Origin of the sequence: Nesterenkonia sp. Act20, from assembly GCF_019173455.1 — a bacterium.
Lineage (GTDB): Bacteria > Actinomycetota > Actinomycetes > Actinomycetales > Micrococcaceae > Nesterenkonia.
In genome coordinates this window covers 1,871,389-1,886,174 of record NZ_JADPQH010000001.1, presented here as the reverse complement: position 1 = coordinate 1,886,174, position 14,786 = coordinate 1,871,389, and the positions used below count along the sequence as shown (strand labels likewise).

Here is a 14,786-nt window from a genome sequence, read left to right as displayed (position 1 = left end):
CTCACTGTCCGCCGAAGCCGGTGGTGGCGACCCCCTTGACGATCTGACGCTGGTAGAACAGGAAGACGATGACCAATGGAAGGGCAGCAAGCACCGCCTGCGCCATGACCTGGGAGTACTGCACGCCATAGGCGCTCAACACAGTCTGCAGCCCCACCGGGAGCGTCATCAGCGTGGTGTCGTTGATGATCAGGAAGGGCCAGAGGAAGTTGTTCCAGGCCTGGATGAACACGAAGATCGAGACGGCCCCGAGGATCGGACGCGAGAGGGGCAGCACCACTGAGAAGAACACGCGCAGCCGCCCGGCGCCGTCGACACGGGCCGCATCTTCGAGCTCCACGGGTACCGCGTCGAAGAACTTCTTGAGGATGAAGATGATCGGTGCCATGACGATCTGCGGAAGGATCAAACCCCAGTACGTGTCCACCATGTTGAACGTCAGCATCTGGTAGTACAGCGGGATGATCAGCGCCTGCGGGGGCACGATGATCGAGGCGATGACCGCCAGGAAGATCCAGCGGCTGCCCTTGAAGTCGAGCCGGGAGAACGCATAGGCGGCCAGCGCGGAGATCGAGACCGTGATCAGCGTGATCACCGCGGAGGTCCACAGGCTGTTGAGTGCCCAGACATAGACATTGCCCTCGGCGAGGATCGCTTCGTAGGCCTGGGTGGTGACCCCGTTGGGACCGATCAGGTTCAGACCCCCGGAGGCGGCGTCGGTCTCGGTCTTGAAGGAGGTCACGATGGCCCAGAGCATCGGCAGCAGCCAGAGCAGCGCCATGAACGCCAGGGCGATGAAGGCCAGGATGCGCGCCGGGCCTAGCGGCCTCTCCCCCGGCATCCGGTTGGTGCGTCTGACCTTGGTGACATCGACCGGTGTGATGTCGACCTGCGCGTCGTCGGTCCTCGTGGCGGTGGCTGTGGAACTCATGAGTTTCCCTTTCGATTCCGAAGCACGACCATCTGGAAGATCCCGACGATGAGGATCAGCACGAAGAAGATGTACGAGATGGCGGAGGCATAGCCGAATCGGTAGCCGACGAAGCCCGCCTCAAAGATGTATTGGACGATGGGGCGGGAGGTCTCGGAGGAGCCGCCCTCCATCATCTGATAGGCCTGGTCGAAGAGCTTCAGCGAGGCCAGCATCTGCAGCACCAGGATGACTCCGGTGACCGGTCCGAGCTGAGGGATCGTGATCGAGAACAGCTGACGCCAGCGGCCCGCACCGTCCACGGCCGCGGCTTCATACTGGAGATCGGGGATGTTCTGCAGCGCCGCGAGATAGAGCAGGAAGTTGAACCCCACGGTCCACCAGATCGTGGCGATCGCGATCGAGATCAGATCGACGTGCGCGGTCTGCAGCCAGGCGATCGGCTCGATGCCGATCGCTGAGAGGATGTCGTTCGCCGCGCCGATCTGTGGATTGAAGATCCACACCCAGATCTGCGAGATCACCGTGGAGGCGAGCAGGAAGGGCATGAAGAAGGAGAGCCGCCAGAGCCACTGACCCGGCAGTCCGGTGTTGACCAACAGCGCCATGATCAGCGCGAGCAGCACCAGCGGCACGGTGGTGATGACCGTGAACCAGACGGTGTTCCCGATGGAGCTCCACATCACCGGGTCGGAGAGCGCCTCGGAATAGTTCTCGAGCCCGACGAAGCTGCCACCCGCTCCGGTGAGCGACTGGTCGGTCAGGGAGAGGTAGATTCCGTGGATCAGCGGCCAGATCACGAAGAGCAGGAAGGCCGCCATGAACGGGCCAAGAAAGGCCCAGGCGACAAGCTGCCCACGTCGGCTCGCCTGCCCTCGGGTGGGTGAGGTGCGGCGACCCTTGGAATCCTCTCCCGGAGTCACTCGGGGCTCGGGACCCGCAGCGCTGCGACCTGCCATCACGTCTGTCATGACCGTCCTCCCTGTGGGTTGGCCGGATTGGGCTGGGCGAGAAGGTTATTCACGTAGCGACGGAACTCCTCCAGCGCCCGGTCATATCCGCTTCCGGAGGTGATCGCACTGCCGACGATCTGGCCGAACTGCTGGACGAAGTTGGACCCCGAACCGGTGAACCAGGCCACCGGGTCATAGACCAGGTAGTCCGCCGCCTCGGCGTACTCCGCCTGCGGTGTGAGCTCGGCGTAGTCCTCGTTCTCGGTCACGGGAAGATAGGCGGGTATATGCCCGGCTCCGGCCCAGGTGATGGAGTTCTTCAACAGCTCGGCGACCACGGTGTAAGTGTCGCGGCGCATCTGTTCATCCGGATCAGCCTGGTGCGGCAGGACGAACGAGTGGGAGTCCGCATAGACGGCCTCGTCTCCGAAGATCGGCGGGATCATCGTCGCACCCACTGGAACCCCGGCCTCCTTCATCGGAGGGAGCTCCCAGACGCCCGTGAAATGCATCCCCGTCCGCTGTGCGGCGAATTCTGCGACGGCGGCGTCGATGGTCCCGCGTGGCGAGGCGACCTCGCCGTCGACCAGGCGATGCATGAACTCCAGCACAGCGGTGAACGCGTCGCCATCCACCTCGACAGAGCCTCCTTGGGGGAAGGTCATCTGTTGACCGTGCTGGCAGTAGAGCGTGTAGAAGAGCCGCCACATCTGGTTCCCGTCTCCGATGAACCCGTAGGAGAGTCCATAGGTGCCGGTGACACCGGCGATCTCCCGACACATCTCGAGGAAGTCCTCTGGATTGTTGGGACGCATGAGCTGCCCGTCGGAGTTCAACACTCCGGCTTCCTCGCAGATCTCAGTGTTGTACAGCGCGATGAAGGGGTGCGCGTCCAGTGCGACGCTGTAGAGCTCCCCGTCGACCACGCTTGAGTTCCAGACGGGATCAGTGAAAGTGGACTCCGAGACTCCGAGTTCATTCAGCTGCGTCAGGTCCCAGGGATCGAGAAGTCCCCCGGGGACATAGCCGGGGACCCGCGAGGAGTGCATGACTGCGAGATCCGGTGCCCGTCCACCGGCACCCGCCATGGCCAGCTTGGTGTAATACGGGGCACCCCAGGCCAGCACGGTGGGTCGCACGTGAAAACCACCGTGTGCCGCATTGACGCGGTCGATCATGCCCTGCATCGTGATGCCGTCACCACCGCTGAGCAGATGCCAGAACTGCAATGTCGTCGTCTGTGAACCCTGAGCCGGGGTGCAGCCCGAGAGGGCCGCCAGACCTGCCGTCGCCAGGCCCCCGGCAAGGACGCTTCGGCGGTTGATGCGTGTGTCGATCATGAGTCACCACTTACGGACGTACGCGGAGTCAAGCTCCGCCACCCGGAGCCTGCGTCTTTTACATCGTTGTAAAGACTGCGCCCATCCTACATAAATGTGTGCTGAATCACACTACTTCTGAGATTTTCTTCTGCCGGCTCCCGCGGGAGGGCCGAGCGTGCTTGAACGGATCAGCAGCTGGTGGGGAATCTTGTGCGCCCGTGGCTCCAGGGTTCGGTCCCCCATGCGCGAGGAGAGCAGATCCAAGGCGGCGGCCGCGTAGCGCTCGTGATCGAAGCCGATGGTGGTCAGTGGTGTCCCCGCGTATCGGGCATGTTCAACGTCATCAAACCCGCAGATCAACACGTCCTCAGGCACGCGGATTCCTGCATTGTTGAGCTCATGCAGGGCCCCGAGGGCGATCGAATCGGTGAAGGCGAGCACTGCATCGAACTCGACTCCGCTGGCAAGGAACTCCCGCATGCCGATCGCGCCGCCAGCGATCGTCCAGTCCGGCACCTCCAGCTCCAGGGCAGCGCTGGAGCTCAAACCGGATTCCGTCAGTGCATCCCGATAGCCCTGCAGTCGCTGCCCCACCGTCGCTTTGCCCAAGACCGCTCCAGCTTCCGCACCGCCGAGCGCCAGGATGCGCTGCGCTCCGTTGGACACCAGATGAAGCACCGCCTCACGGGCCGCCGCCCGGGAATCGATGAAGACACGGTCGGTGCGATGCTGCTCCACCTCACCGATCAGCACGATCGGGGGCAGATGGTCCAGATGCTCGACCACGCTGTCCTCGAGCCGCACCGGGTTCAGGATCATCCCGTCGATCTGGTGCGTGCGTGCGCGCGTGACAAGGTCGTGCTCACGGGCAGGCTCGGCAGCGGTCTCCTCCACCTGCACCACCAGTCCCCGCGCGTGAGCGGCCTCCACCACCGCGTGGGTGATGCTCGCGGAGAACGCCGTCCCCAGGTCGGGCAGCGCCAGACCGATCACCCCGGTCCTGCCGTTGCGGAGTCCACGAGCGCTGAAGTTCGGGACGAAGTCCAGCTCCCGCATGGCCTGTTCCACCCGAAGTCGAGTGGGCTCACGGACCTGCGCGGTGCCAGTCAGCACATTCGAGACCGTCTTCGGAGACACCCCCGCACGCTCGGCAACATGGCGCATCGTCGGCCGAGCGCTCGGAGGAGTCATAGGGTCAAGCTTAGGCGGGTACGGCGACACCAGCGACGCCTGACCACCGGCTCCCCGCTGGCCGCCGCGTCACGGCGGATTTCGGTGTCACGGCCGAGCCCGGTGTCGCGGCAGACCGCTGCGTCACCGCTGATCCAGAGGCACCGCGCTCGGTCGCTCGGCTCGCGAGGTGATCGCCACCGAAGTTCCGGTCTCGGCGGCAGTGAGCACGCCGGCCATCACCTCGAGCACATGCAGCCCCAGCGCACCCTGCGTCCGGCCGAGCGTGGGGTCGCCGTCGAAGGCTCCGGACCACAGCAGATCCGCCAGGCCATAGCCGCGCGCAGCACCGACATAGCCGCCGGCGACCTCCAAGGACTCCCATTCGCCCCGATCCCGGGCCAGCTGCACCTCTCCAGCGAAGTGGTTAGGATCCGGGACCGCCAGGGAGGCCTCGGTGCCATGCACCTCGATCGGTGGGGCCTGACTGGCAGTGCCGTCGAAGCTCATCACGAGAGTGGAGATGGCGCCGGACTCATGGATCAGCGCACCGGTGATGTGGCTCGGCGTGGAGACCGGCAGGCGTTCCCCGGCGCGCGGGCCCGAGCCGATCTCACGTTCGGTGCGCAGCGCGCTGGCCGCACCGATGACAGAGACCACAGGACCGAGCAGGGTGACCAGACTGGTGACGTAGTACGGCCCCATGTCCAGCAGCGGGCCGCCGCCGGGCTGATAGTAGAAGTCCGGATTCGGGTGCCAGCGCTCATGGCCCGGGGTGACCATCGTGGCCACCGCGCTCATGGGCGTCCCGATCCGACCTGCGTCCACCGCCGCGCGGGCGGTCTGGATGCCCGTGCCGAGCACGGTGTCCGGGGCGCTGCCCATCACGACGCCGGCTCCCTCTGCCGCAGCGAGCATCTGCTGACCCTCGGCCACCGTGGCGGCGAAGGGCTTCTCCACATAGACGCCCTTGCCCGCAGCGATGGCCGCGAGCGAGGTCTCGGCGTGGGCGCGCGGGATCGTCAGGTTGATCACGGCCTCGACCTCGGGGTCGGCCAGGAGCTGATCCACGCTCACCCCCCTGGCTCCGCCGGTCTCAGCGACCTGCCGGGCGCGGTCGAGATTCAGGTCTGCCACGGCGAGCAGGTTCAGATCCTCCACGCGGTTCAGCGTCTCGATGTACTGGCTGCTGATATTGCCGGCACCGATGAGACCGACGTTGAGCCGACGCTGAGGTGCTTGCGATCCCTCCGCTGCCCCGCTCATCGGCTCGCCCACAGCATGCCGCGCTCGATCATGGTGCGCACATTCGGATTCTCCAGCACCTCGACCCGGTGCCCCGGGGTGGAGACGAACACGCGACCGCTGCCCCAGCGTCGGGTCCAGATTGCCGGGTTCACATGCGGCTTCTCCCAGTCATCGAACTCGCGCTTCGGCAGAGTCGTGGTGGCGAGGACGTCGATGAGCTGATCATGGAGCACCCAATACTGCTCAGTGACCAGATCGAAGCTCTCGATCCCCCGCGTGATGGGATGATCCGCGGCCTCAGGGAGGATATCGATGCGGTGCGGGGTGTAGTAGTCGGACTGCTCACCGGTGCGCTCATCGGGGTGCACCGCGGGATGGTGGGCGAACTGCCCGCCCACCAGCTGCAGGTACGCATCACTCGCACGGTAGGAGTCAGCGATCCCGCCGTGCCATCCGGCCAGCCCGGCGCCGCCGGCCACGGCGGCGCGCAGCCCGGCGACCTGGTCCTTCTCAATGGTGGACATCGTCATGCACTGCACGATCAGATCGACCGAGTCCATAGTCGAGGAGTCGGCGTAGATCTCCGGGGACTCATGGATCTCGGTCTCGTAGCCGTTCTCCTTAAGGAATGGCAGGAACATCTCGGTGGCCTCCACGGGCTGATGCCCGTCCCAGCCGCCGCGGACGATGAGTGCTCTTTTGGTCATGTTCTCTCTCAGTGTCGTGTTCTCGCTGTTGATCGGTTTCCGCTCCGAGCTACACGGACCGGTCCACCAGGGTGTACCGGCTGCCGTCGCCGGCGCTGGCCTCTACGGCGTGGAGCACGCGCTGGACGGTCAGGGCGTCGCCGAAGTCGGGGCGCGGGCTGAAGTCTGACTCCAGAGCGGCGACGACGTCGGCCACCTGGTGCACGAAGAGGTCTCCGTAACCCAGTCCATGCCCCACCGGCCACCAGTGATCGGTATAGGGGTGGACAGCGTCGGTGACCTGGATCGTGCGGAATCCCTGTGCCGCCTGATCCTCGCGTCCGTCGAAGTACTCGAGCTGGTTCATCCGCTCGAAATCGAAGGCGATCGACCCAAGGCTGCCGTTGATCTCGAGGCGGTTGGCGTTGCGTCGTCCCAGCGCGAAGCGGGTGGACTCGAAGACGCCGATCGCTCCGCCGCTGAACCGTGCGGTGAAGGCAGCCGCGTCGTCGACCGTCACCGGGCCGCGCTGCGCTCCTGCCGCTGCGCTGCCGCCCAGGCCTTCGGCGGTGCCCGCCACCGGACGGGTCTCGACGAAGGTGTGCATCATCGCGGAGACGCCCTCGATCTGCTGCCCGGAGACCCACTGGGCGGCGTCGACAGAATGCGCACCGATGTCACCGAGCGCGCCGCTTCCTGCCTTGTCCTTGTCCAGCCGCCAGTTCAGCGGGGCGTCAGCATCGCTGAGCCAGTCCTGCAGGTACTGCGCGCGCACGTGGCGGATCTCCCCGAGCCGGCCTTCTTCGACGAAGCGCTTCGCCAGAGCCAGCGCCGGGGTGCGGCGGTAGCTGAACCCGCAGAAGCTGCGCACACCATGGGCTGCCGCCCTTTCTGCCGCCGCGGTCATGGCTTCAGCCTCGCTGACCGAGTTCGCCAGCGGCTTCTCGCAGAGCACGTGCTTGCCGGCGGCGAGGGCCGCCAGGGCGATCTCAGCATGTGTGTTGCCGGGCGTGCAGATATCGACGACGTCGATGTCCTCGCGTTCCACGGCGCGGCGCCAATCGGTCTCGATCTCGGCGATCTCCAGACGCTGAGCAGCTGCGCGGGTGCGTGCTTCGTCGCGACCGACCAGCAGAGCGACCTCCGGGACGGCGGCCATCGGAAAGAAGCGTGGCGCCGTGCGCCAGGCGTGGGTATGCGCCACTCCCATGAACGCATGACCGATGATCGCGACGCGCAGTCCAGATGTTTCGGTTCGTACACTCGACGGCTGGTTTTCTGTCGGCTCAGTCACTCAGACTCCCTTGCATCGGCAGGACTGTTCTCTGAAACAACCTTACGCTCTGTGGCGCGAGACACGTTGCCGTGAAACTCGATGCGGTGAAACGCGTGTCCTGCGCTTTCGGGTGATCCCGGCGACCGGCGTCACCGGTCGCCCACGCTCAGGCGAGGTCCTCGAGCGCTGAGCCGTCTCCGAGGTTCTGTGCCGAGATCACGCTCAGCTTGCCGTTGGTCTCGAGCACCACCGCGGCGACCGAGGACAGATCCCCGGCACCGCTGCTGCGCACCGCCTGGTAGACCTCGGACTCCGCCAACCGGTTTCTGCGCAGCGCCTCGTGGCGCAGCTCCCCGTGCCAGACCACCACTGCTGGGCGCGCCGTGACGACAGTGCGGAACGCGGGTGCCCGGGAGGAGATCCACGCCAGCACGAACTGCAGGCCGGCGAGCAGGATCAGCGCCAAGGCGCCTTCGGTCCAGGAGACGTCGCTGCTGAGCAGGATGGTGGCCAGCGTGGAGCCCAGGGCGACCGTCACGATGAAGTCGAAGGCATTGAGCTGACTCAGGGTTCGTTTGCCCGAGAGCCGAATCACGAGGACGAGCACCGCGTAGGCGGCGACTCCGACAAACAGGATCCGTCCCAGGTCCGCCCAGGTGTCAAACCACATAATGCACCTGCTCCTATTCTGTCGAGGCGGCGCCGAAGAGCATCCGCTCCAGGAAGTCATTGCGGAAGGTGCCGGTGGGATCCAGGCGCCCCGCGAGTTCTGTGAACTGGTCCAGCTGCGGATACAGCGCGGCGATGTCGGTGGTGACGAAGCGCTTGCCCCAGTGCGGCCGCGCACCCAGCGGAAGCAGCTGCTCCTCGATCTTCACCAGCACCTCGGCGACCTCTTCCGGGAGCTGACGCCAGGTGAAGTGGAAGCCGACGGTGTCGCGGCCCGAAGCCCCGCTCATCCACTGCTCATCGGCCGCCATCGTCCGGATCTCGGTGATCAGCAGCAGAGGCTCGATATCTGCGGCGAGCTGGCGGACCTTGCGCAGCCCCTCCTTCGCATGCTCGCGCGGCAGCAGGTACTCGCTCTGCAGCTCCTCGCCGTTGCTCGGTGTGAAGTCCAGCCGGAAATGCGGCAGGCGCTGGTCCCAGCTGCCCCACTGACCACACTGGTCCGTGGCGTACTCGGCGGGCCCCTCGGCGAGACCGATGTCCTGGGTCAGGGCCGAGACCCCGAGCACCTCGGCGGGCGGCTCCTGCGTGGACTTCATCCACACCATCCCGAAATCCTCCCCGGCCCACCGGGTGAACAGGCTCACGCTGTACGCGGAGCTGGTCAGGTCATCGAACTCGGCCAGCACGCCGTCCCAGCTGACTCCTGCATAGACGTCCTGGCGCACCTGGAAGCTGGGAATGACATCGAGGGTGAGCTGGGTGACCACGCCCAGGGCGCCGAGGCTGACCACCGCGCCGTCGAAATCTGGTTCTCCGCGGGTGAAGGTGCGCAGGCTGCCGTCGGCGAGGACCATCTCCAGACTGCGCACGGAGGAGGCCAGCGGCTGATTGCCGTCCCCGGAACCATGTGTTCCGGTGGCGACGGTGCCCGCCACGGTGATGTGCGGGAGGGAAGCCATGTTCGGCAGCGCCCAGCCTTCGGCCTGGAGCGCGGCAGCGAGGTCACCGTACCGGGTGGAGGCGTCAAGGGTGACCGTGCGCGCTTCCGCGTCCAGTTCGAAGATCCGCGGCATCTCCATGAGTTCGATCAGCGTGCCGGTCGTATCTGCCACGGAACTGAAGCTGTGCCTGCTGCCCAGGGCCTTGACCCGGGAGCAAGCGGCGACGATTTCGCTGAGCTCGGCCACGGAACGTGGCCGCTCCAGTCGACTGGCGGAGTACGTCAGGTTCTTCGCCCAGTTCAACTGGATCTCCTGCGGGTCCTGGCTGCTGCTCTTATCCACGCGGTTCCTTCCTGGAACGTTCAGCTCATCAAGTTCTTCGGGCCGGTCGCAGCTCACCCGTGACGGGGACGCCATCGGATGCGACGGACCTACTGGGGCCTGCGGTTGTAGCTTACGGCGGGTCGGCCCGCGACGCTGACCTCGGCGGTGATCACGCGCCCATCATGACGCGTGGGTGCATCGAGGTGCTGCGTGGCGGAGGTGACGATGGCCCGGTAGGGAGCCACGGAGGTGATCGCGATGCTCGTGGGTTGACGCACCGGCACCTCGATGCGCTCGAGGAGCTCCCCCTCCGGTGAATACCGATGCAGACAGGACCCGCCCCAGATGGCGGACCACAGGCACCCCGCGGCGTCCACGGTCATCCCGTCGGGTCCACCCTCGCTGACGTGGACGAACTTTTCACCGGGGCCCAGGTCTCCGGTGGCCGGGTCCACGGGGAAGCGGCGGATCCAGCCCGTGGTGGTCTCCGCGAGGTACATGGTGGCGCCGTCGGCGGTGAAGGCCGGCCCGTTCGGGATGGCCAGGTCCTCCAGGATGATGTGGATCGAGCCGTCCGGGTCCAGACGCAGCAGGAAGCCGTGGGCAGGGTCGCCGTCGTAGGTCATGGCGCCGGCCCAGAACCGTCCGTGCGGATCAGCCACCGCGTCATTCATGCGCAGCGGAACTTCGGCTCGGTCAGCCGCCGGCTCGCCGAGTCGCTGCACGATCTGCAGTCCTGCGCCACCGCGCTGACCGAGCAGCACAAGCCCCTCGCCGAGCGCGGCCACCCAGCTGGCAGACGCCTCGGCAGGATCCCCTTCCTGATGCAGGGGTGCGACGGCGCCCAGCGGCTCGCTCAGCGCAGCGCGCTTCGTGAGCCCGGATCCGGGACGGCCGGTGGTGGAATAGAGGCCGCCATCGATGATGTCGACGACCACGAACTGGTGTTGATCTCCGACACCAGCGTCTATTCCCGGAAGTCCAGTCTCGAGGAAGCGCGCTCCCTCACCGAGGTGGAGCCGTCGGTCATCCACCGGCGTCCATTCGGAGGTGACCACGGAGGGCTGTGACGCGTCATGGGTATTCACGAGATCATCCTGTCAGACGGCTCACGCATCGAGGTGAGCCAGAGATGGAAATTTCAAGCCGGCCTGGGCACCGGATCGGGGGGTCATCTGCCCCGCACGCACGAGGCCGCCCCCGTGACTTCACCGGGGGCGGCCTCGCACACAGAGAAGGATCAGCTGCTCACGGATGCCTTCTTCTTGCTCCAGACGTCGTAGGCCACGGCGAGCACGAGGACCACGCCGCGCACCACGTTCTGCGTGGACTGGTCGATGCCCATGATCTGCATGCCGTTGGACATCACCGCCATGATCAGGCCGCCGATGATGGCGCCCTGGACCTTGCCGACACCACCGGTGACCGCCGCGCCGCCGATGAAGGCCGCAGCGATCGCGTCCAGCTCGAACATGTTGCCCGCCGCGGGTTGCGCCGAGTTCGAGCGGGCCGAGTAGACGATGCCGGCGATGGCTGCCAGCACGCCCATGTTCACGAAGAGCATGAAGTTCACGCGGCGAGTCTTCACACCGGAGAGCTTGGCCGCCTCAAGGTTGCCGCCCATGGCGTAGATATGACGACCGAAGACGGTGCGCTGGGTGACGAATCCGTAGATCAGCACCAGCGCTGCCAGCAGGACCAGCACATAGGGCATGCCGCGCGAGTTGGCGAGCTGCCAGCCGAAGGCCATGATGACCGCGACCACCAGCACCACCTTGACGGCGAAGAGCCACAGGGCCTCCACCGTCTGCTTGTACTCGAGCTTGCGCATCCGCGCCCGCCACTGCTGCACAGCGAAGCCGACCGAGGCCAGCGCGAAGATGACCAGCGTGAAGAGGTCGTAGCCGGGTCCGCCCAGAAGGCCGTTGGAGAACCCGCCAGCGATCTGTCGGTACTCCTCCGGGAACGGGGAGAGCGAGACATTGTCGAGCACCTGCATGGCCAGACCGCGGAAGATCAACATGCCGGCGAGTGTCACGATGAACGCTGGGATCCCCACGATCGCGACCCAGAAGCCCTGCCAGATGCCGACCAGAACGCCGGTGATCAGGGCCGCGATGACGCCGACCCACCAGGGCATCCCCTCGCGGATCACCACGACGGCGGCCACACCACCGGTGAGTGCCACCACCGAACCGACGGAGAGGTCGATATGACCGGCGACGATGATCATCACCATGCCGATGGCGAGGATCAGGATGTACGAATACTGCAGCACCAGGTTCGTGATGTTTCCTGGGCTCAGCAGCGTGCCCCCCGTGAGCACCGTGAAGAGCAGGACGATGAGCACGAAGGCGATGTAGATGCCGCTCTGACGCAGATTCCGCGTCAAGAGCTCAATGATGTTTGATGTACCGGTCATGCCTCAGTCCTTCTCCATAGTCATGAGCTCCATGAGGCGCTCCTGGGTGGCATCTTCCACGGGGACCTGCCCGGTGATCCGACCAGAGGACAGCGTGTAGACGCGGTCGCACATGCCCAGCACCTCGGGCAGCTCGGAGGAGATCACGATGATCGCCTTCCCGGAGGCCGCCAACTTATTGATGATTGAGTAGATCTCGTACTTCGCGCCGACGTCGATGCCACGGGTGGGCTCGTCGAGGATCAGCAGCTCGGGCTCGGTGTAGAGCCATTTGCTCAGCACCACCTTCTGCTGGTTGCCTCCGGAGAGCTTTCCGATGACCGACATGACCGTGGGCGCCTTGATGTTCATCGAAGTGCGGTAGCGATCGGCCACCGCGATCTCCTCGTTCTCGTTGATCCACCCGCGCGGAGCGATCCGCTTCAGGGCCGAAGCGCTGACGTTGCGGCGGATGTCATCGATCAGGTTCAGCCCGTAGCGCTTGCGGTCCTCACTGACATAGGCGATGCCGGCATTGATCGCGTCGGAGACGCTCTCGATCTTGACCGGCTTCCCATGCATGTAGACGGTGCCTGAGATGTCGCGGCCGTAGGACTTGCCGAACACGCTCATGGCCAGCTCGGTGCGTCCGGCACCCATGAGCCCGGCGATTCCGACCACCTCGCCGGCGCGGACGTTGAGGGACGCACCGTCCACCACCTTGCGATCGCGCTGCGTCGGATGACTCACGTGCCAGTCCTCGATGCGGAAGACCTCCTCGCCGAGCGTCACGTCCCGTCCGGGGTACATGTTCTCCATGTCACGGCCGACCATGTCGCGGATGATGCGCCGGGTGAGATCCTCGCCGTTGTTCGAGGCCTCCGCCATATCGATGGTCTCCACCGTGCTCCCGTCACGGATGACAGTGGTGGAGTCCGCCACGGCAGCGATCTCGCCAAGCTTGTGCGAGATGATGATGCAGGTGACGCCCTCCTCGCGCAGGTCTCGGATGAGACCGAGCAGATGTGCGGAATCGTCGTCGTTCAGTGCGGCGGTGGGTTCGTCCAGGATGAGCAGCTTCACGTCCTTGCTCAACGCCTTGGCGATCTCCACCAGCTGCTGCTTACCCACACCGAGGTGGCCCACGGGGGTGACCGGGTTCTCACGGAGCCCGACCTTCTCCAGCAGGGCAGCGGCCGCCAGGTTGACCTCGTGCCAGTTGATGATCCCAGCTCGACTCTTCTCATTGCCGAGGAAGATGTTCTCTGCGACCGAGAGGTGGGGCACCAGCGCGAGCTCCTGGTGGATGATGACGATTCCGAGTTCCTCGGAGTCGTTCAGCGAGGAGAAGCTCACCTGCTTGGACTCGAAGTGGATCTCGCCCTCGTAGGTGCCGGCGGGGTGTACGCCGGAAAGCACCTTCATCAGAGTGGACTTTCCTGCACCGTTCTCCCCACAGACGGCGTGGATCTCGCCGCGACGCACCTGCAGGTTCACGTCTTGGAGCGCCACCACACCGGGGAATCGCTTGGTGATGGAGCGCATCTCAAGGATGTTCTCATTCATGGGCCCTCCTTAGGACCTCTGCCGAAAGTCGGGCCCGGGGCATTCACCCCGGACCCGAACGGCGAAACTGGTGAGCAGTGCTCAGCTCAGTGATGGATCAGCATCCCGGCCTGAGCAGGGTCGCTGATTCGAATCACTGCTGACCGGACTCGACCTGCTCCTCGGTGTAGAAGCCCGAGTCCACGAGGATCTCCTCATAGTTCTCCTCGAGGATCATCTCCACCGGCAGCAGGAAGGAGGGGATCACCGCGGAGCCGTTGTCGTAGCTCTCGGTGTCGTTGGCTTCGGGCTCTTCCCCGTTGAGGAAGGCGTCCGCTGCCTTGACTGCCTCGTCCGCCAGGTTGCGGGTGTCCTTGAAGATGGTGGAGTGCTGCACGCCCTCCGCGATCAGCGAGACGGACGCGATCTCAGCATCCTGGCCGGTCACGATCGGCAGTCCATCTTCGATGGTGTCACCCATTCCGGCACTGCGCAGGGCGTTGATGATGCCACGGGACAGCGGGTCTGCCGGGGAGAGAACTCCGTCGAGCTCCTCCTCACCGCGGTAGTCACTGGTGAGCAGGTTCTCCATGCGCTCCTGGGCAGTCTCCTGCTCCCAGCGCTGAGTGGCAGCCTGCTCGATCGTGGTCTGGCCGGAGGGAACTGCAAGCGTCCCGTCCTCGATGTACGGCTCCAGGACGTCCATCGCACCGTCCCAGAAGAAGCGAGCGTTGTTGTCATCCAGGGATCCTGCGAAGAGCTCCACGTTCAGCGTCTCCTCGGGGGCGTCGTCCGCGGGCTCGAAGTTCTCATCCAGCACGCCGAGCCCATAGAGCAGGGCGTTGGCCTGATTCTGACCCACCGCGAAGTTGTCGAAGGTGACGTAGAAGTCGACGTTCTCGCTGTTCGTCAGCAGTCGGTCGTAGGAGATCACCGGGATGCCTGCTGCCTCGGCGGCGTCGAGCTGACTGGTCAGCGCCGAGCCGTCGATGGAGGCGATGATCAGCGCGTCGTATTCCTGGGTGATCATCTGGTCGATCTGCTGCTGCTGGGTGGGGATGTCATCATCGGCGAACTGCAGATCAGCGGTGTAGCCCAGCTCCTCGAGGCCTTCCTCGACCGAGGCGCCGTCATTGAGCCAGCGCTCGTAGGTCTGCGTCGGCATGGCCACGCCGACTGTCATGTCCTCCGGTGCGGCGTCCCCTCCGCCGTCACCCTCGTCGCTTCCGGCCCCTCCGCCTGAACAAGCGGTGAGTCCCAAAACCAGGGCAGCCGAGGCGCCCAGCATCTTCATTGATCGGTTTTGCATCGTGTTTT

13 protein-coding genes are annotated in these 14,786 nt (G+C 65.3%); all 13 read right to left on the bottom strand.

The window, feature by feature from the left end; translation table 11 throughout:
- Position 1 precedes the first annotated feature (1 nt).
- The 13 genes from IY716_RS08690 to chvE all read right to left on the bottom strand — a co-directional run bounded on the left by IY716_RS08690 (position 2) and on the right by chvE (position 14,778).
- The gene (locus tag IY716_RS08690) at positions 2-931 is read right to left on the bottom strand and encodes a carbohydrate ABC transporter permease (protein ID WP_218221132.1); all 930 of its coding nucleotides are present in this window, start codon (positions 929-931) and stop codon (positions 2-4) included.
- Positions 928-1,902, bottom strand: a complete 975-nt coding sequence (locus IY716_RS08685; protein WP_218221131.1) for a carbohydrate ABC transporter permease — start codon at positions 1,900-1,902, stop codon at positions 928-930. Before IY716_RS08685 ends, IY716_RS08690 begins: the two co-directional genes overlap by 4 nt.
- Positions 1,899-3,224 carry an extracellular solute-binding protein gene (locus tag IY716_RS08680; protein ID WP_255316478.1) on the bottom strand — a complete coding sequence of 442 codons (1,326 nt, stop codon included), beginning with the start codon at positions 3,222-3,224 and terminating at the stop codon, positions 1,899-1,901. Before IY716_RS08680 ends, IY716_RS08685 begins: the two co-directional genes overlap by 4 nt.
- A gap of 111 nt (positions 3,225-3,335) precedes the next feature.
- Positions 3,336-4,370 (bottom strand): LacI family DNA-binding transcriptional regulator, encoded by a 1,035-nt coding sequence (locus IY716_RS08675; RefSeq protein ID WP_369699675.1) that lies wholly within the window; start codon positions 4,368-4,370, stop codon positions 3,336-3,338.
- Between the two features lie 150 nt (positions 4,371-4,520).
- Entirely contained in the window at positions 4,521-5,642 is a 1,122-nt protein-coding gene (locus tag IY716_RS08670) for a Gfo/Idh/MocA family protein (RefSeq protein WP_218221129.1), read from the bottom strand.
- Entirely contained in the window at positions 5,639-6,331 is a 693-nt protein-coding gene (locus tag IY716_RS08665) for a ThuA domain-containing protein (RefSeq protein WP_218221128.1), read from the bottom strand. The genes IY716_RS08670 and IY716_RS08665 overlap by 4 nt, the downstream gene beginning before the upstream one ends.
- Positions 6,332-6,380: 49 nt before the next feature.
- On the bottom strand, positions 6,381-7,604 hold the full coding sequence (locus tag IY716_RS08660) for a Gfo/Idh/MocA family protein (protein WP_369699647.1): 1,224 nt from the start codon (positions 7,602-7,604) through the stop codon (positions 6,381-6,383).
- A 148-nt stretch (positions 7,605-7,752) separates the two neighbouring features.
- A complete protein-coding gene (locus tag IY716_RS08655; RefSeq protein ID WP_218221127.1) occupies positions 7,753-8,256 on the bottom strand; it encodes a DUF421 domain-containing protein in 504 nt (167 codons plus the stop codon).
- 13 nt (positions 8,257-8,269) lie between these two features.
- The gene (locus tag IY716_RS08650; protein WP_369699646.1) at positions 8,270-9,541 is read right to left on the bottom strand and encodes an FAD-binding protein; all 1,272 of its coding nucleotides are present in this window, start codon (positions 9,539-9,541) and stop codon (positions 8,270-8,272) included.
- Between the two features lie 89 nt (positions 9,542-9,630).
- Positions 9,631-10,611 (bottom strand): SMP-30/gluconolactonase/LRE family protein, encoded by a 981-nt coding sequence (locus IY716_RS08645; RefSeq protein WP_218221125.1) that lies wholly within the window; start codon positions 10,609-10,611, stop codon positions 9,631-9,633.
- A gap of 152 nt (positions 10,612-10,763) precedes the next feature.
- Complete coding sequence (gene mmsB, locus IY716_RS08640) at positions 10,764-11,945, bottom strand: multiple monosaccharide ABC transporter permease (RefSeq protein WP_218221124.1); 1,182 nt, start codon at positions 11,943-11,945, stop codon at positions 10,764-10,766.
- Between the two features lie 3 nt (positions 11,946-11,948).
- The gene (gene mmsA, locus IY716_RS08635) at positions 11,949-13,490 is read right to left on the bottom strand and encodes a multiple monosaccharide ABC transporter ATP-binding protein (RefSeq protein ID WP_218221123.1); all 1,542 of its coding nucleotides are present in this window, start codon (positions 13,488-13,490) and stop codon (positions 11,949-11,951) included.
- Between the two features lie 133 nt (positions 13,491-13,623).
- Positions 13,624-14,778, bottom strand: coding sequence for a multiple monosaccharide ABC transporter substrate-binding protein (gene chvE, locus IY716_RS08630; protein WP_218221122.1), 1,155 nt, complete (start codon positions 14,776-14,778; stop codon positions 13,624-13,626).
- Between the last annotated feature and the right edge of the window lie 8 nt (positions 14,779-14,786).

What these genes read in the sequence shown, in the direction of transcription:
- mmsA (WP_218221123.1), bottom strand. Translation starts at nt 13,490, where the DNA reads ATGAATGAGAACATCCTTGAGATGCGCTCCATCACCAAGCGATTCCCC.
- IY716_RS08675 (WP_369699675.1), bottom strand. Translation starts at nt 4,370, where the DNA reads ATGCGCCATGTTGCCGAGCGTGCGGGGGTGTCTCCGAAGACGGTCTCG.
- chvE (WP_218221122.1), bottom strand. Translation starts at nt 14,778, where the DNA reads ATGCAAAACCGATCAATGAAGATGCTGGGCGCCTCGGCTGCCCTGGTT.
- IY716_RS08655 (WP_218221127.1), bottom strand. Translation starts at nt 8,256, where the DNA reads ATGTGGTTTGACACCTGGGCGGACCTGGGACGGATCCTGTTTGTCGGA.
- IY716_RS08665 (WP_218221128.1), bottom strand. Translation starts at nt 6,331, where the DNA reads ATGACCAAAAGAGCACTCATCGTCCGCGGCGGCTGGGACGGGCATCAG.
- IY716_RS08690 (WP_218221132.1), bottom strand. Translation starts at nt 931, where the DNA reads ATGAGTTCCACAGCCACCGCCACGAGGACCGACGACGCGCAGGTCGAC.
- mmsB (WP_218221124.1), bottom strand. Translation starts at nt 11,945, where the DNA reads ATGACCGGTACATCAAACATCATTGAGCTCTTGACGCGGAATCTGCGT.
- IY716_RS08685 (WP_218221131.1), bottom strand. Translation starts at nt 1,902, where the DNA reads ATGACAGACGTGATGGCAGGTCGCAGCGCTGCGGGTCCCGAGCCCCGA.
- IY716_RS08680 (WP_255316478.1), bottom strand. Translation starts at nt 3,224, where the DNA reads ATGATCGACACACGCATCAACCGCCGAAGCGTCCTTGCCGGGGGCCTG.
- IY716_RS08670 (WP_218221129.1), bottom strand. Translation starts at nt 5,642, where the DNA reads ATGAGCGGGGCAGCGGAGGGATCGCAAGCACCTCAGCGTCGGCTCAAC.